This window comes from Paraburkholderia haematera (assembly GCF_905220975.1).
Lineage (GTDB): Bacteria > Pseudomonadota > Gammaproteobacteria > Burkholderiales > Burkholderiaceae > Paraburkholderia > Paraburkholderia haematera.
Genome location: NZ_CAJNBK010000001.1, coordinates 453,542 through 473,263 on the forward strand (window position 1 = coordinate 453,542; position 19,722 = coordinate 473,263).

General features: G+C 61.9%; 13 protein-coding genes. 8 read left to right on the forward strand and 5 right to left on the reverse strand.

The genetic code is table 11. The annotated features are described in order from the left end of the window. The first annotated feature begins 98 nt into the window (after positions 1 to 98). The 4 genes from KHO23_RS02085 (at position 99) to KHO23_RS02100 (ending at position 5,103) form a co-directional block, all read left to right on the forward strand. Entirely contained in the window at positions 99 to 992 is an 894-nt protein-coding gene (locus KHO23_RS02085; protein ID WP_211609240.1) for a LysR substrate-binding domain-containing protein, read from the forward strand. 205 nt (positions 993 to 1,197) lie between these two features. Further along, on the forward strand, positions 1,198 to 2,199 hold the full coding sequence (locus KHO23_RS02090; RefSeq protein WP_211609244.1) for a hydroxymethylglutaryl-CoA lyase: 1,002 nt from the start codon (positions 1,198 to 1,200) through the stop codon (positions 2,197 to 2,199). Then, complete coding sequence (locus KHO23_RS02095; protein ID WP_211609248.1) at positions 2,196 to 3,452, forward strand: CaiB/BaiF CoA transferase family protein; 1,257 nt, start codon at positions 2,196 to 2,198, stop codon at positions 3,450 to 3,452. The genes KHO23_RS02090 and KHO23_RS02095 overlap by 4 nt, the downstream gene beginning before the upstream one ends. 166 nt (positions 3,453 to 3,618) lie before the next feature. Continuing rightward, positions 3,619 to 5,103, forward strand: a complete 1,485-nt coding sequence (locus KHO23_RS02100) for an MFS transporter (protein ID WP_211609252.1) — start codon at positions 3,619 to 3,621, stop codon at positions 5,101 to 5,103. A 1,024-nt stretch (positions 5,104 to 6,127) separates the two neighbouring features. On the opposite strand, the gene KHO23_RS02105 is transcribed toward KHO23_RS02100, so the two are convergent. Then, positions 6,128 to 7,111 (reverse strand): helix-turn-helix domain-containing protein, encoded by a 984-nt coding sequence (locus KHO23_RS02105; RefSeq protein WP_211609254.1) that lies wholly within the window; start codon positions 7,109 to 7,111, stop codon positions 6,128 to 6,130. A 323-nt stretch (positions 7,112 to 7,434) separates the two neighbouring features. Here KHO23_RS02105 and KHO23_RS02110 point away from each other — a divergent pair, with 323 nt between their 5' ends. Both KHO23_RS02110 and KHO23_RS02115 read left to right on the forward strand, forming a co-directional pair. After that, positions 7,435 to 8,211 carry an SDR family NAD(P)-dependent oxidoreductase gene (locus KHO23_RS02110; RefSeq protein ID WP_211609257.1) on the forward strand — a complete coding sequence of 259 codons (777 nt, stop codon included), beginning with the start codon at positions 7,435 to 7,437 and terminating at the stop codon, positions 8,209 to 8,211. Between the two features lie 76 nt (positions 8,212 to 8,287). Beyond that, positions 8,288 to 9,826, forward strand: coding sequence for an amino acid permease (locus KHO23_RS02115; RefSeq protein ID WP_211609260.1), 1,539 nt, complete (start codon positions 8,288 to 8,290; stop codon positions 9,824 to 9,826). A gap of 118 nt (positions 9,827 to 9,944) precedes the next feature. Here the strand turns inward: KHO23_RS02115 and KHO23_RS02120 are convergent, their stop codons facing one another. After that, a complete protein-coding gene (locus KHO23_RS02120; RefSeq protein WP_236066694.1) occupies positions 9,945 to 11,486 on the reverse strand; it encodes a hypothetical protein in 1,542 nt (513 codons plus the stop codon). Between KHO23_RS02120 and KHO23_RS34935 the strand changes: the two genes are divergently transcribed. Together KHO23_RS34935 and KHO23_RS02125 are read left to right on the forward strand one after the other, a co-directional pair. Next, complete coding sequence (locus KHO23_RS34935) at positions 11,461 to 11,904, forward strand: hypothetical protein (RefSeq protein WP_236066695.1); 444 nt, start codon at positions 11,461 to 11,463, stop codon at positions 11,902 to 11,904. The genes KHO23_RS02120 and KHO23_RS34935 overlap by 26 nt on opposite strands. Before the next feature lie 715 nt (positions 11,905 to 12,619). Then, on the forward strand, positions 12,620 to 13,705 hold the full coding sequence (locus KHO23_RS02125) for a glycosyltransferase family 4 protein (RefSeq protein ID WP_211609265.1): 1,086 nt from the start codon (positions 12,620 to 12,622) through the stop codon (positions 13,703 to 13,705). 25 nt (positions 13,706 to 13,730) lie between these two features. Here the strand turns inward: KHO23_RS02125 and KHO23_RS02130 are convergent, their stop codons facing one another. The 3 genes from KHO23_RS02130 to KHO23_RS02140 all read right to left on the reverse strand — a co-directional run bounded on the left by KHO23_RS02130 (position 13,731) and on the right by KHO23_RS02140 (position 19,159). Beyond that, positions 13,731 to 16,112, reverse strand: a complete 2,382-nt coding sequence (locus KHO23_RS02130) for a PIG-L family deacetylase (RefSeq protein WP_211609269.1) — start codon at positions 16,110 to 16,112, stop codon at positions 13,731 to 13,733. Positions 16,113 to 16,236: 124 nt separating this feature from the next. Then, positions 16,237 to 16,689: a GDP-mannose mannosyl hydrolase gene (locus KHO23_RS02135; RefSeq protein ID WP_211609270.1), complete on the reverse strand. Its 453-nt coding sequence runs from the start codon at positions 16,687 to 16,689 to the stop codon at positions 16,237 to 16,239. Between the two features lie 169 nt (positions 16,690 to 16,858). After that, the gene (locus KHO23_RS02140) at positions 16,859 to 19,159 is read right to left on the reverse strand and encodes a hypothetical protein (protein WP_211609277.1); all 2,301 of its coding nucleotides are present in this window, start codon (positions 19,157 to 19,159) and stop codon (positions 16,859 to 16,861) included. Positions 19,160 to 19,722 lie beyond the last annotated feature (563 nt).

Consider the following 19,722-nt stretch of genomic DNA (forward strand, 5'->3'; position numbering starts at 1 on the left):
AAACCGGCGCGTCGGCGGTGGATACCCTGGAGTGGACTCGGCCACGGCCTTCCTCGGGCATAATTTTCTCACTTCAAACACCCGGGGCACGCCCGCTCATGTGGCAAATCGATCAGGTGACGTTGCGCTTGTTCATCGCCGTCTGCGAGGAAGGCACGATCGCGCGAGCGGCCGAACGCGAGTTCATCGCGCCGTCCGCGGTCAGCAAGCGGCTCGCCGATCTCGAAACGCTGGTCGACGTCGCGCTGCTCTCGCGCAGCCAGCGCGGCGTGCGTGCGACCGCCGCCGGCGAGGCGTTGCTCAAGCACGCGCGGCTCATCATGCGCGGCCACGAACGGTTGCAGGCGGAACTCAGCGAGTACGCGGCCGGCGCACGCGGTCATGTGCGGGTGCTGGCGAATGTGTCGTCGATGGTCGAGTTTCTGCCCGAAGCGCTGTCGGTGTTCCTGAAGGCCAATCCGCAGATTCGTGTCGACGTTGAAGAGCGCGTCAGCGCCGAGATCGTGCGCGGTCTCGAAGAAGGAGTGGCCGATCTCGGCATCTGCCGCGATGTGGTGCCGATGGGCAGTCTCGATGTGCTGCAGTATCGCGCCGACCATCTCGCGCTGATCGTCCCGCGGGATCATCCGCTGGCCGGTGAGACTGCGATCGGCTTTGAGCAGACCCTGGCGTTCGATCATCTCGGGCTCGCATCGAACGCGTCGGTGAACGCGCTGATGCAGCGCATTGCCGTGGAGAAAGGCAGCGAGCTCAACTATCGAACCTATGTCTCGACCTTCGACGCCGCCTTTCGCTTTATCCAGGCGGGCCTTGCTGTCGCGATCCTGCCGAGCGAGGCGCTGCCGAAGCATGCCGCAGATGAATACGGCATCGTCGCCGTGCCGTTGCGCGAAGCGTGGGCAGAGCGGCGCTTCGTGATCTGCATGCGCGATCGCAAGGCGCTGACGCTGACGGCGTCGCATTTACTCGACCATCTCTTGCGCTCGGCCTAAGCGCCGGCTGTCTTCTGAAAAGCCCTTAAGGGTTTTCCCTTTATGACGGCGCACGCCCGTCCCGCTTGCCTTCGCCGCCATCGCGAGCGGCGATGGAGTGCGTCGCCAACGCAGACTTTGCCGTGCGCTCGCGGGCGGGCACGCTGTCACTCAGTTGCTTCTTTCCCTGCACTCCACGCAAAGTTCAAGACCGGGATTCAAGACCATGAGTGATATCCAGGAGCGCGTCGTCGTGACCGAAGTGGGCATGCGCGACGGCCTGCAAAGCATCGCGCGCACGATGCCCACCGAGTTCAAACGGCGCTGGATCGACGCCGCGTATGCCGCCGGTGTGCGGCATATGGAAGTCGCGTCGTTCGTGCCGGCGAAGCTGCTGCCGCAAATGGCCGACGCCGACGAAGTGATCGCCCACGCGCTCACATACGACGATCTGATCGTGACGGCGTTGGTGCCGAACCTGAAGGGCGCGCAACGTGCGCTCGCGTCCGGCGTGCATCGGATCGTCGCGCCGATTTCGGTAAGCACGGCGCATAGCCTTGCCAATGTTCGCAAGACGCCTGCCGAGATGATCGAGTCATTTGCCGCGATGCGCGCGCTGATCGACAGCGCGGCTAGTGAACGTGCCAGTGCAAGCGCCGGCGCGCGGCGTGTGGAATTGATCGCCGGTTTATCGACGGTGTTCGGCTGCACGCTGCAAGGCGCGGTGCCTTACGCCGATATCGCCGCGATTGCGCGCGCCGCGTTGCAGGCGGGCGCCGATGTGATCGCGCTCGGCGACACCACCGGTGAAGCGACGCCGCGCCAGGTCGGCGAAATCATCGAACTCGTGCGAGAGGTCGCAGGACACAAGCTGCGCTCGCTGCATTTCCACGACACGCGCGGCCTCGGTCTCGCGAATACGCTGATCGCGCTCCAGCACGGCATCCGTGAATTCGACGCCTCGCTGGCCGGCCTCGGCGGCTGTCCGCATGCGCCGGGCGCGACCGGCAACGTCAACACTGAAGACCTCGTGTTCATGCTCGACAGCATGGGCTACGAGACCGGGATCGACCTCGCCGGGCTCATCGCCTCGCGTGACGTGCTCGCCAAGGCGCTGCCCGGCGAACCGCTGTACGGCTATCTGGCGCGCGCAGGTTTGCCGAAGCAGTTCAGTGCCACGGCACAACGTCAACGTATCGAACCTTCCGAATCACAGGTGCTGCAATGACTTCATTTGCTTCTACGTCTGCCTCTTCTGCTTCTTCCGCACCTGCTTCTTCAACGCAGCAACAAGGTGCATTGCCGCTTGCGGGCATTCGCGTAGTCGAGCTGTCGCATATGGTGATGGGGCCGACCTGCGGGATGATTCTTGGCGACCTTGGCGCCGAAGTCATCAAGGTCGAGCCGCCGCGCGGCGACGGTACGCGCCGTTTGCTCGGCACCGGTGCGGGGTTTTTCCGTACCTTCAATCGCAACAAGAAGAGTGTCGCACTCGACCTAGATAGCGAAGCGGGACTGGCCGCGCTGCACAAGCTGGTCGATACCGCGGATGTATTCGTCGAGAACTTCAAGCCGGGCCGCATGGCGAGCCTGGGTCTCGATTACGCGTCGCTGCGTGAACGCAATCCCAGGCTGATCTACGTTTCGCACAAAGGTTTTCTGAGCGGTCCGTACGAACACCGTCTCGCGTTGGACGAAGTGGTGCAGATGATGGCCGGCCTCGCCTATATGACGGGACCGGTAGGCCGTCCGTTGCGCGCGGGCAGTTCCGTCAACGACATCATGGGCGGCATGTTCGGCGCGATCGGCGTGCTTGCCGCGTTGCACGAACGGCATGCGAGCGGGCGCGGCAAGGAAGTGCAGAGTGCGCTGTTCGAAAACTGCGTGCTGCTATCCGCGCAACACATGCAGCAGTTCGCTGCGACCGGCGTGCCCGCGGCGCCGATGCCCGAGCGCATCAGTGCGTGGGCCGTCTACGACGTGTTCCGGCTTGCCAACGATGAGCAGATGTTTATCGCCGCGACCGGCGACGGACAGTGGCGCGCGCTGTGCGCGATTCTCGGGCGCGCCGATCTGCTGGCCGACCCGCGCCTCGCGACCAACAACGACCGTGTGCTGGCGCGCGAGTGGTTGCTGCAGACGCTCGGCGAGACCCTGAGCCGCTTCGAAGGCGCGGCGCTCGCGCCGCTGTTCGAACGCGACCACATTCCCTTTGCGTCGATCACGAAACCGGAAGACCTGTTCGACGATCCGCATCTGAACGAGAGCGGCGGCCTTGCCCGATTGACACTCGATGACGGCAGCGAAACCGCCATGCCCTTGCTGCCGATTTCGATGGACGGCGCGCGTCTGCAACCGCGTCAGCCGATCGCGAAGATCGGCGAGCACACCGTCGACGTGCTGCGTGATTTGGGCTACGACGAAGCGCAGATCGCGGCGTTGGGCGGCGGCGTGGCGCGGGTGCCGCGAGAAGCGGCGTGAGCGTAGTGACTCATGAGGCGTCACGCAACGCTGCCAGGGCACAACGACCCATGAGGCATCCAGCGCGAAGGCATGAGCGTAGCGACCTTGCTTGTGGGTGTTCGACGCGTCGAGCGTAGTCAAACAATCTCATCCGGCGTCAGACCGGAATTCATGGAGACAGGCGATGAAATCGTCGACTCAAGTGGTGTATGCGACAGCGGTTGGCGATGCCGGCGCGCTGGATGGATTTCCCTCGGACACCGGCACATCGGCGGGCGGCCGTGCTGAAGAGATCGCGCTGGAGGGCGCGCGCATTTCCGCGCGGCTTGATCGTTTGCCCGCCACGCGTTCCGTCTGGCAACTGGTGATGCTGCTGAGCCTCGGCCTCTTCTTCGAACTGTACGACCTGATGTACTCCGGCTACATTGCGCCGGGCCTCGTGCGCAGCGGTATCCTCACTGCGACGACGCATGGTCTGTTCGGCACCAGCGGCGTGGCGAGTTTCATCGCTGCGCTATTCGCGGGCCTGTTTATCGGCACGGCGGCATGCGGGTTTCTCGCCGACCGGTTCGGGCGGCGTGCGATCTTCACGTGGTCGTTGCTGTGGTACACCGCGGCCAACATCATCATGGCGTTCCAGGACACGGCGCTTGGGCTCAACCTCTGGCGCTTCATCGCGGGGATCGGCATTGGTGTGGAGATCGTGACGATCGGTACTTACATCTCCGAGCTCGTGCCGAAGCATGTGCGTGGCCGCGCGTCGGCATTTTCGCAGGCGGTCGGTTTCTGCGCGGTGCCGATCGTCGCGTTTCTATCGTATTTGCTGGTGCCGCACCGTTACTTCGGACTCGACGGCTGGCGTCTGGTCGTGCTGACCGGCGTAGTGGGTGCGATCGTGGTGTGGTGGATTCGTCTGCGTTTGCCGGAGAGCCCACGCTGGCTCGCGCAGAAAGGCCGCATCGAGGAAGCCGACGCGGTGATGAAGCGACTCGAAGCGCGCGTCGAACGGGAATATGGACGGCCCTTGCCGGAGCCGGCGTTGCCCGAACCGGTGCGTGCGCGTGCGGCGTTTCGCGATCTGCTGGTGCCGCCGTATCGCAAGCGCACGCTGATGCTGATCATTTTTCACGTGTTCCAGACGATGGGTTATTACGGCTTCGCGAACTGGATTCCGACGTTGCTGATCAGGCAGGGCATTACCGTCACGACGAGTTTGATGTATGCGAGCGTCATTGCGATTGCTGCGCCGCTTGGGCCGTTGCTGGGGATGCTGATTGCCGACCGCTTCGAGCGTAAGACGGTGATTATCTGCATGGCGGCGGTGAACGTGGTGTGCGGGTTGCTGTTCAGCCAGGCGCGGGAGACGGTGTTGCTGGTGAGTCTTGGAGTGTGCCTTGTGCTGGCGGGCAATATTATTTCGTATAGCTATCACGCGTATCAGGCGGAGCTGTTTCCGACCAGTATTCGGGCGAGGGCAGTGGGATTTGTTTATTCGTGGAGCCGGATTTCGGCGATGTTTTCCGCGTTCGTGATTGCGGGATGCTTGAACCGCTTTGGTGTGAACGGGGTGTTTGTGTTTATTTCAGGTGCGATGGTGGTGGTGATGGTGGCCATTGGAACGCTTGGGCCGAAGACGCGGGATGTCGCTTTGGAGGATATTTCGAAGTAGTGGCTGGCCGATGGCCGATGGTTGATGCCCGCCTGGCGGGGCGGGCTTACTCGCTTAGTGTTTCTTTTGTGTCGCCGATGCGGGCTGTGCTACGCGAATCGGCGGCGCGCCAGACGGTGTAGTGGCCGGTTTTAGTTTCTTGTCCTGTTTCGGTTTCTTCGCTTCGCGGTTACTGCGAACTTGACCTTTTGCCATGATGGACTCCCCAGTTGGCGTTGTCGCTCCCCAAGGGAGCAGTAGGGTAGTGTGCGCTGATTCTGGGGTTTATGGGTGGGATTTTGGTTTTTTGCCTGCACGGCGGGTGTTTGTCTGTGTGCCTATTTGCCTGTGGCGTTGGCCTTTCCTTGATCTGGCTTCTTGGCCTTTCCTTGTTTTGTTAGTGGTCTATTAGCGTTGCCCCTGTGCGGGGCGGCACTCACTTCTCTTTGCCGGCCGCAAAGAGAAGTAAGCAAGAGAAAGCGGCTCAAACCGCTAATTCTTAAGCGGGTCTCCTGGCTTGGAGGGGGTAGTGGTGCATCTGGAATCCGTGCCCTCGCGCATTCGGCGTCAGTGACAAGGCAGTCATACTTCCGGCGGCGCTGCGCGCGCCGATGCGCACTTCATAAAACCCTACGGCGTTTTCGCACTCGCGCTTCATGCGGCGCTTCGCCGAGGCGAAGCCGATGGCTCCCACCGTGCACGAACGAAGCTTTGGTTTCCCATGCAGACCCGTCCGCGACGCACGCAGTGCGGAGTGGGAGCGAATGAGCCCTTAGTCACTAACGCCGAATGTGCGGGAACTCAGATTCCAGATGCACCACTACCGTGGCTGCGCGGGGGACCCGCTTAAGAATTAGCGGTTTGAGCCGCTTTCTCTTGCTTACTTCTCTTTGCGGCAGGCAAAGAGAAGTGAGTGCCGCCCCGCACAGGGGCAACGCTAATAGACCACTAACAAAGCAAGGAAAGGCCAAGAAGCCAGATCAAGAAAAGGCCAACGCCATAAGAACACAGACAATCAACCGCCGAGCAGGCCAAAAACCAAACCTTAACTCCCCCGGCTCTTACTGCGCCGCCAGGTCTCACTGGGCAATTCCCCAAACTGCCCCCGATACTCATTGGAGAAATTCCCGAAATGCCAGAACCCCCACCGCGTCGCGACCTCGGTAACAGACCCGGAGCCTCGCAATTCACGCCGAACATGATCAAGCCGAACGGCACGTATATACGCTGAAGGATTCACCCCAAGGGTATCCTCAAACGCATATTGCAAAGTTCGCCGGCTCGCGTGAAACCGCGCACACAACTCGGCCACGGACAGCGGGCAATCCGGCGACTCTTCAACCAGTTCGCGAACCCCTCGCACGAGTTGCCAGTTCCGCGCGGTACGCGCTTCAACGCTTCCGTGCGGATCAGCATGCCGCAGACCCTGCAATGTCTCGGCGAGACCGAAGATCACCGACTTCTCAAACGACGCCGCCACGCCCGCGTCGTCGAGCAAAGTCGGCGTCGCAGCCACGGCATCGAGCAAATGCTTCAGCACTTCGCGAAAGCCCTGCAATCTGGCGGGATCGACATTCAATATGCCAGGCTTCGCGCCCAGCAGCGACGTAATTTCATCGAGCTGTGAGCGCACCCGTTCATCGCCAATCGCATCGGCCTCGATCTCCAGATTCACCACGACGTGCTTGTCAGGCGATAAAAATTCGAACCCACCATCGCCGGAAAATACATGCAGGCCGTCACGATGGCTCGTCTGTCCGCACAGCAGTGCATGCCCTTCGAGTTGAAATGGAATGCCCACGGCGAGCCTGGATCGCGCCACTTGGCCGCGTTGGTAGACCGCGCGGTTCAGGCGCTCCACCAACACCCGCACGCCGCCCGCCAAAAACGAACTCACCGAGCCGTCGAAGGCGCCGCGCGAAATCTGGCAATAGCTCTGGTTCCACGCGTCGAGCAGCATCGCCTGCTCGTCAATGTTCCGGCAACAGCGAACCTCGACGGCGCTGCCTACCTGGTTGACCGGCTGCATAGCTTCTCCCGATTCTGTTGGCGCTCCCCGAAAGCCTCGTGCCGACCAGTGTATGCGAAAAAAAAACTGCGTCGCAGTGTTGATACGGCCCATCCAGGGCACTCGCGCGCGGCTTCCTGCCCCCTGTCCGCGCCGATCACGAATCCGGAGGCCACTCGACCCGGCAAGCTTTCACGCCTGGCTGTAATGCATTTGTCAGTAACGAAAATTTTTACGGGATTTTTACTTTTTGCCAATTTTGGATAGTCGCCGCTTTTTGCCGCCCCTACTTTGTGCACAACGTAGCGCAATGCAATGCATCAGACATGGAACGGGAGTCACGCATGAGCAGATCGGCAGGCAGGCTTGAGGGCAAGATCGCAATCGTGTCAGGCGGCGCAACCGGCGCGGGCGGCGCGGCGTCGTTGCTGTTCGCGCAGGAAGGCGCGCAGGTCGCTGTGGTCGATATCAATACCGATGCAGGCGAGGAAGTCGTGACACGAATTCGCGCGGCAGGCGGCACAGCGGAACTGTTCGCCGCCGATGTGTCGAAACGCGAAGCCGTGGATACCGCCGTGGCGAACGTCATGGCCCGCTTTGGCCGCATCGACGTGCTGTTCAACCACGCCGGCAGCATCGTCGTGAAGCCATTCGTCGATACCACGGACGAAGACTACGACTGGCTCATGAACGTCAACGTGAAAAGCATGTTCATGATGACGCGCGCGGTGCTCCCGCACATGCTCGCCGCGGGCGGTGGTTCGATCGTGTGCACGGCGTCGATTTCGTCAGTGGCGGCCACGCCGCTCGAAGTGCTGTACTGCACGACCAAAGGCGCGTGCGCCATGTTCGCGCGGTCGATTGCCGTCGAGTATCGCGACCGTGGTATTCGCTGCAATGCCGTGTGCCCCGGTTTCATCGATACGCCGCATGGGCGCCGTGAAATCAGTGCGCTCGCGAAGTACGGCTTCGATGCGAGCGAGGCGGCACTGTCGGTGCAGCAAGGCCGTCTGTGCGCGCCGGAAGAAGTCGCGCGCGCCGCGCTCTTTCTCGCCAGCGACGACGCCAGTTTCGTCAACGGCGCACACCTGTACGTGGATAACTGCTTTACGGCTGCGTGAGCCGGTCCTTCGTCGCGAGTTCACGCCTCTTTATCGCTTAGCCGCTTCGGCATAACCCTGTTCAAAGGATCGCGTCATGGACATCAATACGGCCGTGCCGTCGGCAGAGTCCGCCGACAACGACGTCAAGCTATTGCACAAGATGGGCTACGCGCAGGAACTGTCCCGGCGCATGGGGGCGTTCTCGAACTTCGCGGTCTCGTTCTCGCTGATCTGCATTCTGTCGGGCGGCATCACGTCGTTCCAGATGGGCCTGTCGGCGGCGGGTGGGGCGTCGATCGGACTCGGCTGGCCGCTCGGCTCGCTGTTCGCGCTGGTTGTGGCGGCGGCGATGGCGCAGATCGCGTCGTCGTATCCGACGGCCGGCGGTCTCTATCACTGGAGTTCGATTCTCGGCGGCAAAATGTGGGGCTGGCTCACCGCCTGGCTGAATCTGCTCGGTCTCGTGTTCGTCGTCGCCGCGATCAATTACGGTACCTATGATCCGTTCTTTCGCACGCTGATTGCACCAATGTTCGGCGTGAATCCCGATTCACTCGGCTGGTGGCAGCAGACGCTCTTTCTGACGGTGATCACCGCTTCGCAAGCATTCCTGAATCATCGCGGCATTCGCATCACGAGCAAGATCACGGATTTGTCCGGATACCTGATCTTTGTGGTGACGATCATGCTGGTGGTTTCCCTGCTGGTGTATTCGCCGGTCAAGATCGATCTGTCGCGGCTCTATACGTTCACCAACTTCACGGGTGTCGATGGCGGCGCGTGGCCCAAGCAGACCATCGCCATGGCGTTTCTGTCCGGCCTGCTGCTGACCGCTTATACGATCACGGGCTTCGACGCTTCCGCGCATACCTCGGAGGAAACGCATCAGGCGGCGCGCAATGTGCCGCGCGGCATTGTCGGCTCGGTGTTCTGGTCGACCACGTTCGGCTACGTGATGGTGTGCGCCTTCGTGCTGGTGATGCCGGATATCGGCGCGGGGGTGAAGCAGGGCACCGGATTCTTCGAAGCGATTCTCGCGCCGATTCCGGGGCCGCTACGCATCCTGATCGAATTGCTGATGTTCTTCATCAACTATGTTTGCGGTCTCGCGGCTGTCACATCGACCTCGCGCATGATGTTCGCTTTTGCCCGCGACGGCGGCCTGCCCGGCTCGAAGTGGCTGCGCAAAGTGAATGCGGCACACCGCACGCCGGGCGCCGCGATCTGGACCTCGGCAGTACTGGCGATCGTGGTGACCTTGTACGGCGATGCCTTCACGGTGCTGAGCGCGGGTAGCGCCGTGTTCCTGTTCATTTCGTACGCCATGCCGATTGCGTCCGGCATTTTCGCCGAGGGCCGTACGTGGAAAGAAAAGGGCCCGTTCCAGTTAGGCATGCTGTCCAAGCCGTTCGCGGTGGCGGCGGTGTTCGGCGCACTCGTGCTTGCCTATGTCGGCATGCAGCCGCCGAATCAGAAAGTGGTGTACGTGCTGGTCGGGTTGCTCGCGGTGTTGCTGGCGATCTGGTACGGCGCAGGCGTGCGCAAGAGCTTTGCGGGACCGCCGATTGGCAAGGTGTCGAAGGAGCGCGAGCAGGAGCTTAGCGGGATGGAGGGGCAGTTGGGGGAGGGGTGAGTCTTTGCGAATGTGCGGCTCGTTGCCGCCGTTCCGTTCATGTCTGAAAAAAATAACGTCAGCCGGCCCTGAAGCCGACTGACGTCTTTACATCTGCCGCATACGTGGCGGTCGCCGGTCAGATACCGGCGTATCCCACCGGAACCGTCGCGTTGGCTTTGGCAACCGACCCGTTGTTCGACACCACATACACGGGCGATTCGGTCAGATTGAGCGTCAGCGTGCCGTTGCTGTAATTCGCGCTCGACGCATTGCCCATCATGTCGACGACCTTCACGGTGCCGCTCGTGCCCGGTGCATCCACGGTGAGGGTGTACGGCACGCTGTAGCTCGAGCTGAACCCGGCGCTTGCGCTCCATACATTGTTGTTGTGGGCCCAGAGCGCGGTGATCACGGCGCCGTTACCCACCTGCTGGAACGCGTAGGCGTAGATGCCGGTCGGCGTGCCGTTCACAGGGCCGAGCGTATGGGTGCCGTCGAGCGTGTGCGTCATGGCGCTGATCGCCATCGCGACCGGTTTCGGGCTGATGTTCGTCGCGCCGAATGCGCCTTGCGCGTCGTTCAGATCGAAGAACGTGCCATAGCCGACTTCGCCAGGATAGTCCGCGCTGTAGAACACGTAGGTCTGATCCGCGCCTTCGCCCAGCGTGATGATGTGCATGCGCGCCGCAACCGCGGCCTGTGCGTACAGCACGTTCGCGGTCGGATAGTTCGGGCCGTACGAGGTGCCGAGGTCGTAGCTGATGCCGGCTTCCGTCGAGAACAGCTTCATGCCCGGACGGTAATCGGTGGCCATTTCCGCGCGCAGATCGCGCATCTGGCCGCGCAACGAACCTGCGGCGGTCGACGGGTCCGAATCGTAGCGTTCCGGCGGATGCGACGGCGAGGTGCCCGCGTCGTAGTAACCGTGCGTGGCGACGGCGTCGATGTATTGGCCGAAGCCGAGCGGCGCGAGGCGCTTCAGGCGCGTTGTGGTCAGGCTCGGGAACGCGTCGGTCGGGCCCATCACCACCGCGCTCGGATCAGTCGAGTGAATCCCTTGATAAACAGACTGATACAACGCGATGAAGTTGGCGTCGGTGTCGGTCCAGAACTGGTTGGGCTCCCACGTCACCTGATAGTAGTTCGCCGACTGGGTCGGGAAATACGCCGCGCGAATAGCGTTCGATTCCGTACCGACGCGGCTCATATAGCTCTGATAATACGAAAGATTGGTGGGCACGCTCGTGTCGTCCTGGAACGCACCGGTGCTGCTCGCCCAGGCGGGAATGCCGTCAAGACGGATCAGGCGCATCACGTTGCCGGTCTTGTAGAACGGATCGAGATTGTTGGCCGAGGGACTGAACGTGTTCGCTCCATTCGGTTCCATGGTCGACATCTGGCGGTCGTCGATCGTCGACGAAATGCCGAGGGCGGCGAGCAGCGGGCCGTTGTCGTTCGCGCCCTGCATGCCGAAGCGGTGCTGTTCCTGATGTGCATACGTGACAGCCGGTACGACGCCGGACAGGTTCGGCAACACACCGAAGGTCGCGATGCCGACCGGGCGCGTGCCGGCTTGCGGCAACTGACCGCCGTTCTGAGCAAGCGTACCCGATGCCGCGAAATAACCCGCGAGCGTCGAGGTGCAGTTGAGCGTGATGGTTTTTGACCCGCTCGGCACGGCGGTGCTGCCGCTCGCCGCCACGCGGCCGACGGTGTCCGTGACGGCCCAGTTCAGCGTGTCGGCGTTCGGTACGTTGGTGGTGAAGGCGAGCTGGAACGTGCTGCCGGCGGCGAAGATGCGCGTGCCATCGGCGCTGGGCGTGTCGGCGGAAAGGGTGGCGCTGCCGGAGCCTGCCGAGATGGCCGGCGACGCGCAGCTCAGTGCCGCGACGGTGTTGCCCGCGCCGTTCACCGTGGCGGTGCCGCCGGTGCTGCTGTTGCCTGCCGCGGTCGAGGTGGGCGAGCTGGATGGGCTGCCGGTGCCGTTGGCCTGCGTCGCTGGGCTGCTGGTGGTGCTGCCACCGCCGCCGCCGCAACCTGCTAGTGCCAGGGAAAGTGTCGAGAGTACGAGGAGTTGCGATTTCATCAATCTCTAACCAATGCGTGAGCTGAACATTCGTTCGTCTCTTCGCGCAACGCGCGTCGGGAGACGGAGTGAACAGAAATTAATGTCGTACGAATCCGTGCCGCTCGTCATGGCGGATTTGGCGGAATCGGACGACCAGGGAAGGTGCGACGAAAACAACCAATGTCTTGAGGAACAACGCAGTTCACATCGCAGTGCTCGAGTTCATCGCGCTGCTCAATGAACTTTTTACTGTCCTGTAAGAAATAGAGGCTTTTGATAAGGCGAATCGACCGCAACAATACGCATTAGTATGCTTAAAAGAAGTAACGAGTCGTTACGTATGAATAATGGTGCAGTACTAATTGCATTGATCGCATCAAAAAATGCGTATGACGAGACCAGTCTTTATCCGCCAATCAAAAAATGGGGTCGAAAAAATTGCGATGGATGCCTAAGTATATGAATCGGCGTAAACCTCAGGGAAATGGGCGTTAGCGCTCATTCCATAGCCGAAGGTGCCTTGGAGATGGCGGAAAAGCGCTGGGCCTTCGGTGTAACGTTTCCTCGCGACCGCGACTTCGCGGCGGACCTGTCGCTGTTTTAAGAAAGACGAGACCGCGTCCCGCAAAAAGGGGCGCGCCAGATAAACAATGATGAGATGCCGATGTTTTTCGGGACCGGCATTTGCTGGTGGGTATGTCCATCCGCTGCGTAAAAAGGGCGGTTATCCAGAGAGATAAATCGTGAGAATTCTTCAATTGGTTCACGCACCGCGACTATCCGGGGCAGAGGTACTGGTAAAGGGGCTCGCAATTCATCATCAGCGCGGTGGCCATGAGGTCTGTATGGCGTCGCTGCTTCCACAGCAGGACGATTTCGCCGCTATTCGCGCGGAGCTCGAGGCCGCGGGCGTCACCTGCCTGTTCCCGACTATCCACCACGGCAGGGTGGGCAAACTGCTGCACCTGTATCGCGTGGTGCGTCAGTTCCGTCCCGACTTCATCGTGGCTCACGCCACGCTCGCCGCACTCTATGTGCGTCTTCTGCCCGTGCATACGCCGATTGCCTGGGTGATGCACTCCGGCGTGAACGACTTCGAGAACGGTGCGCTCAAGCAGGCGGAGCGCCTGCTGTCACGACGGGCGAGAGCGATCATCGGCGTGTCGCAGCAAAATATCGACGACTACCTGAGAGAGATCGGCAAACATCCCGCGATGGTCGTGATTCCGAACGGCGTCGATGCATCGCTGTTCTCGGAGGACAACGGCGCATCGCCACCGGATATCGCGGTGCCTGCAAAGCAGATCGTTCAGCTGGGTCGCTATATCGAAGGCAAGAGCCAGTTGCACACGATCCGCGCGTTCGAGCGTGTTGTGCAGAGCGAGCCCGAAGCACACCTGCTGCTATGTGGTGTTGTCGAAGACGTCGCTTATCACGATGCGGTGCTGTCGCTCGTTCGTCAACTCGGGTTGGAGAGCAGCGTGACGGTATGCGGGCCGCGCTCGGATGTCGCCGCGATCCTGCGCTCCTCGCGTGTCTTCGCCATGCCTTCGCGGTTCGAAGCACAGAGCATCGGTTTCCTGGAGGCGCTTGCCTCGGGCATTCCTGTCGTGGCGAGCCGGATTCCATCGTTCGGCTTTGCCAGTGGATATGCCGGTGTCAGTCTCGTCGATACGGCCGATCCTGAGGCTTACAGCCGCGCCTTGCTCCATGCGCTCGACACGCCGCGCGCGAACCGGCAACTGGCGGGATATACGTTGCATGACACCGCGGATCGCTACATGACGATCGCGCGGCAGTTCGTCCGGACGCTGCGGGTGTCGACCTGAACGGCGTCAGATAGACCGGCTCGCACTACTGCGCCAACCGGTCGATGCGCACCGTCTCCGAGAACAGCCCCGGCAGTTCACCGAGATCCTGGGCTGGCCCCAGGGCAAAACCGTCGCCTACCGGATAACGCGCCAGCGCCGGTGCGCCGCCGGTGAAATAGAAATCGCCGAGCGTCGCGTCGATTCTGCGGTAAAGCACGAGCGCCGCATTGCGCTTGTCGCGCACGAAAAGCGGAAAAACATCCGACCACGACATGCCGCGCAACGTTGCTGCCTGGACGGGCACGCTCCGTGCGTCCGCCGTATCGAGCGTGGCAATGTCGATGACCGCGTCCTGCGCTGTCCCGTCAAGATGTGGCGTCAAAAGAATCAGCGTATTGTTCGCTTTGCCGCGCACGGCCCCGATCGTCACCTTGACGAAATCGGGCAGGAAATTCGCCGGCAATTGCCTGCGTTCGCCGACGGTCATGCGTGTGCCTTCGTTGACGATTTGCGTGAGCGCGAGTCGACCGTCCGCACGCTCCACCGCGACCAGTGACGCGCGTGATCCTGGATCCTGGACCGGCAGAAGATTTGCGTTTTGCCCCAGCGTTTTGGCCTGTGCCATGAGCACCGGCGCCGCGCCGGCTGAACCCGTGGAAGAGGCCAGCCAGAGGTCGAGTCCGCTATCGGGTCGTTTCTGTGCGATCAGCACGCCGGCACGTCCCGTGCCGCTGAAATCCGCCGCTACGTATTGCTGCGCCAGCTCAGGCCTGAATGCATTGTCGGTCTGGAGCCAGAGACGCGGGGCTTCGAAGCGATTGCCTGTACTGCGAAGCAACCAGAACGCTGTGCCGCCATGGCGCGCGGTGATTACCATCAAGTCCGCCTTGCCGTCGCCGTCGAAGTCGCCGAGTAGAAAACGCGCGCTGTCGAAGCACAGCGTGTCATTCGCGCAACTCGGTGCCGTGGCACGGGGATCGAACGGCACAGTGCTCGCATACCAAAGCACGGGCGGCGACGCTTTGACGAGCGACGCCGCATACACGCTGAATCCGGGCCCGCCGTGTTGTCGCTGCACATAGACCGCGGCTTGTTCGCCTGTACCGGCGATATCGCCCGCCATCGCGGTAGCGAGCCGCAGATCGGTTGCCTGCGTGTGTTGCGTGGTTGCCCAACGGTAGCGTGTGGTGAGCAGGGTACAGCCGCGCATGGTGAGTTTGCCGTCGTTTTCGCCAAGACAGTGCCGCAGCGGTGTATAGACGAGGCCGAAGTCCCACGGTGTCCAGCGCTGCGCCATGTCCCATTGATCGCAGGTCTCCGAGATCAGATAGCCGTCGCGTTCGGCGATGCATTGCGAAGTCGCGACGCTGACGAGCGCCGCGTTGCGCGTATTGCCGGGATAGACGGTCAGCGGGTCCCAGCGCCACTGTTGCGCGGTTGAGCCCGTGCACGCGGCCAGGGTCGGCGCCTGGCCGCTGCGCGCGGCGCTCAGGCAGCGGCTCGCCGCCGCATTGAACAGCTGAATGGGGCGCGCCTGGAAATCCGCGGCGTGGCGATCGCTGCGATCGGCAAATGCATAGCGGCGCGCGACCCAATTGCCGTTCCATTGAAACTCGCCGAATACGTGCGAATACTCGCTGCCGTCGACAGAGAAATAGCTGGCGACGATGTCGCGCTTGCGCTGAACTTCAGCCGCCGGCACGTTGCCGGGCCAGTCGCCGGTTGGATAGGTGATGTGATATTCGATCGGCACGCTTTTGCCCAGCGTCTGGGCGACGTGACGCGTGATGCGCGCGGCGTAGATGTGATCGGGATGTTCGAGAAACGGCACCGTGTCCGGATTGAGCGTGTAGATCTGCGACGCCTCGGCAAGTATCACCTTCAGCATGGCTGACAGCGAGGCCCGGTCGTATTGCACACGCACGGAGCCGTCGGCGTTCATCGGATAGGTGGAGAGCGTGGCGTGCTGTTCCCACAGCAGGCCGAGCGGTTCGCGGCCGCCGCGCACGGCGCCGCCGGGCAGGCGGAGTTCGAGCAGGCGGACCTGCGGCTTCGCCTTCAGCACCATCTGATGCACGAGTTTGCCAGCAATCGGGAGATTCGTTTCGATCCATTCGTCAGGCACGCCTGCCATACGCGCATAAGCAAGCCGTGAAGCCCGCTCGCGGGTCAGCACGTAAGCGAAATTCGCACCGTTGGCGCCGCCGATCAGATGCACCGTGGTGATGCACCAGCCGGCGTCGAGCCGTTCGCTGATAGCGGGGTCCACGAAGAGCAGATCGTCGTCGAGGTGGGCGACGACGGTGACCAGCGTACCGGCGCCACAATCCGCCGCGCGCGCCGGGCCGGGAAGGAGAGCGAAGAAGAGTAGCGCTAGAAAAGCAAAGAATGAATTGCGAACGAGCCTGGCTGCCGATGATCGCATGTTGATTCGAGCCCTGACGGTGTGCTCGATCATACTGTATCGATGTGTGCCGCCGCGTTGGCGAACTCACAGTGGGCACCACTTTTGCGTGCCGGCACCGCTAGCGCTGCCGCCGCCCTTCGCGTTAGCGGAAATACGCTTTGGTGTTCTCGTGAACATCATCGCGCGCGAGCAGTTCAGCGGGCGTGAGCCAAAGATATTCGCTGTGCTGCTCGAACCGGCCGACGGAGACGGTGCGGATGAACTGGAGCGTGTAGGCGAGCACGATGTAGTGCGTCGACACGTCAGGCTCCGCAGCGAAGTTGTCTGTGTAGTGGTGCTCAAAAACACCCTCGAAACGCGCGGACGAGCGCGCCAGCTTCGCGATGCCCAATTCGGCGTCGGCAACGCGTGTGAACGCGGCGTCGAGCGTTTCGCCTTTATGAATGCGCCCGCCAGGAACGAACCATGTGCCGCGCGCGGGGCGATTACGCCGACGGCCGATCAACACGCGGCCCTCGGCGTCGGTGACGATCAGATCGATCGCGACCAGCGGCGTCAGACGCACCACGTCCAGGAAATCGATCTCGGTCAGCATGTCATCTCCCGTGGCGCGTGTGGCGATTGAGCCTGGATTCTACGTGCGCCAACAACGGGTTGCCCTGTCTCAACACGCCGAAGTATCGGCGCATCGCGACAGGACGCCGTGTTTAGCGCAGCGCCCGCCCCGGCCACGCCATGCAACATGCGCGCCATGCGCGGCGCAGCTAGCGAGGAACGTAACCCTCAGGGGGCGTGACCGCATCCTTGAACACGCCGGCGTTGGCGGAGACCACATAGATGGGCGTCGGCGACAGCTTGAGGCTCGCAACGCCATCGCGATAGGGCAAGCTCGATGCGTTGCCCATCATGTCGAACGCCGTCACTTCGCCCGACGTGCCGGGCGCGTCGACCCGCAGACGATAATCCGCGCTCTGGCTCGCGCTGAAGCCGGTTTTGGCGTTCCACGCGTCGTTGTCGTGCGTCCACAGCGCGGTCACGATCTTGCCGCCGCCGAGCCGGCGGAATGCGTACGCGTAAATGCCTTTGGGCGTTGCTTTGAGCGGCCCGAGCGTCTCTGTTCCGTCGATGATCCGCGTCATCGCCGCCACCGCGAGCGCGGCGGGTTTGGGGCTGATGCGAGTGGGGCCATAGGCGCCATTCGTATGATCGAGTTCGAAGAAGATCCCGTAGCCGGGTGCGGCGTCCGGCATGTCCGCGAGGTAGAACACATAGGTCATGTCAGCGCCTTCGCCGAGCAGGATGAGATGCGTGCGCGCCACGACCGCGGCTTGCGCATACAGCACGTTCGCGTCCGGGTAGTTCTTGCCGTAGGCCTGCCCGATGTCGTAGCTAATGCCGGTTTCGGTGACGAACAGCGGCGCGCCGGACTTCAGGTACAGATGCATCTCGTGACGCAGCGCCCGCATTGCAGCGGGCAGCGCGCCCTGCACGGTGCCCGCATTGCCTGGGTCGGCAACGCGCTCGGGGGGATGCGACGGCGTCGTGCCGATATCGTAGTAACCGTGAATAGTCATGCCGTCCATATAACGGCCGATTCCGAGCGGACCGAGGCGGCGCATCCACGCGACATTGGCCTGCACCGAGGCGTACGTCACACCCATCACCACGGCATGCGGGTCTGTCTGATGAATGCCTTCCCAGACGGCCTTGTACATTGCGAGGAAATTCGCGTCGGTGTCGCGCCAGGGCAGCCCGCCATCGGCGTCCGGTTCCCATGTCACCTGATAGTAGTTGTCGCGTTGTTTGGGGAAGTAGGTCATGCGTGTTCGGTTGGACTCGGCACCGACTTTTGCCATGTAGTCCTTCATTTGCGCGAGCGAGGCTGGCGCGTAGCTGTGCGTCTCTTTGCCGGTCGGGCTGGCCCACTGCGGAATGCCGTCAAGCTGGATCAGACGCATGATGTCGCCGCGCCGGAAATAGGGGAGCAACTGCTTGCTCGCGGGATCGAACGTGCCCGCGTTTTTCGGCTCTTCCATGTACCAGTTGCGGTTGTCGTTTGCCCATGCAAGGCCGAGCGCCGTATAGGCCGGCCGGTAGCCGTCGCCGTCGCAGCAATGCTGTCCTGGCGCGAGGTAGGCAGTGCCTTGTCCCCCGAATCGATGCAGATCTTCATAGGGAAAGCGTACTGTGGGCAAGGCAGCGGACGTGTCGGGCAGAACGCCAAAAGTGACGATGCCCGCAGGACGTGTGCCGCGCGATTCGAGTTGCCCGTGTGCGCGTTCCAGCGAAGCCGACACAGCGAAGTAGCCGGCAATGCTCGACGCGCAATTGAGGGTCGACAGCGTAGCGCCGGCCGCAACGGGGAAGTGGCCGCTGGCGCGCACGGTATTCCAGGTGTCGCGGATTTGCCAGTTGAGCGTGTCGCTTTGCGCCGGACGTGTCGTGAAAACGAGTGCGAACGGCTGATCCGTTGCGAACAGGCGCGTGCCGTCGCTTTGCGTGTCCGCTTCCAGCAGATCGCCGTTTGCCGCCGCGCGCACCTGTGAGGAAGGCGCGGCGCAGCGCAGGCCTTGTCCGGGCGGCATCTTCAATGCAGCGGGCACGGTGGCCGCCGATTTCGGCGTGGTATCGGCATCAGCGTTTGCCGAGGCAGCCGCGGCGGCCTTCGCCGCCGTACTCGAGTCAGCCGCGGTGAGTGCGACCGCGCAGCGCTTCTCCACCCCTGGTGCCGGATCGCCGAACACACCGTTATTGCACTCGGCGCTGTTCGAGAATGTTTTGACGACGTGCTGTTCAACCGTGCCATACAGCACGTCACGCGTACCGCTGAACCGGCAGGTGCCGTATTCCGCCGCGCACGGTGTCCACTTTCTGCCGTCGACGGTCAGATCGGCATTTTTCGCGCTGTCAGGGCCTGCTGAAGCCTCTGCCGCACGACCCGACGAGGCCGCGATGCCCAGCAGGATAAAGGCCGCCGCCGAGGCAGCGGCACGCAGCGCTAACCCGTGCGCGGCACACGCACGGGCGACGGGTTGCAGCGCTTGATATTCGCGTACATTCGACATGTGTTCCCCGTGTCGTTCGATCACTATGATCCGACTACAAAGCGTCGTCGAAGTGCTAGTTGACCAGGTCAGACCCGCCTCAGGCTACCTCGTATCGCAATCTGTTGCGGAAACCGCATAGGTTTTTTCCGCAATCCGATGGCGGAATCGTACCGGCTCTCATCCGACAGAATCCGCCATTGGCCCGGCTATTGCCGGACGGGCTAAAGTTGCCTTATTGACGTGTTTCACGATTGAAACATTAATCGTCTTGTTTATATTCGCCAGGTCCTATAACAACGAATTAAATAATTTTCCCTCTTGAAAAGTGTTTATATTGGACACTGCATTACATGTCTATGCCGACCGAAAATATCGTCAGAAGAAAGCCCTCTTGGGCATCTGGTAAGAGCAATGAGTAGTGCAAGCAAGGCGGCTGCGCTCATTCTGACGACGTGATGGAAAGAAGTCACTTCAAATCTGCGGAATGGCGCGCGGATCAATTTGCAACTCAAGCATTTCGAGTAGCGATTGTATGTGTGCCAACGCACAAAAAAGCGCATTAATTAGCATTAAGATTCGCA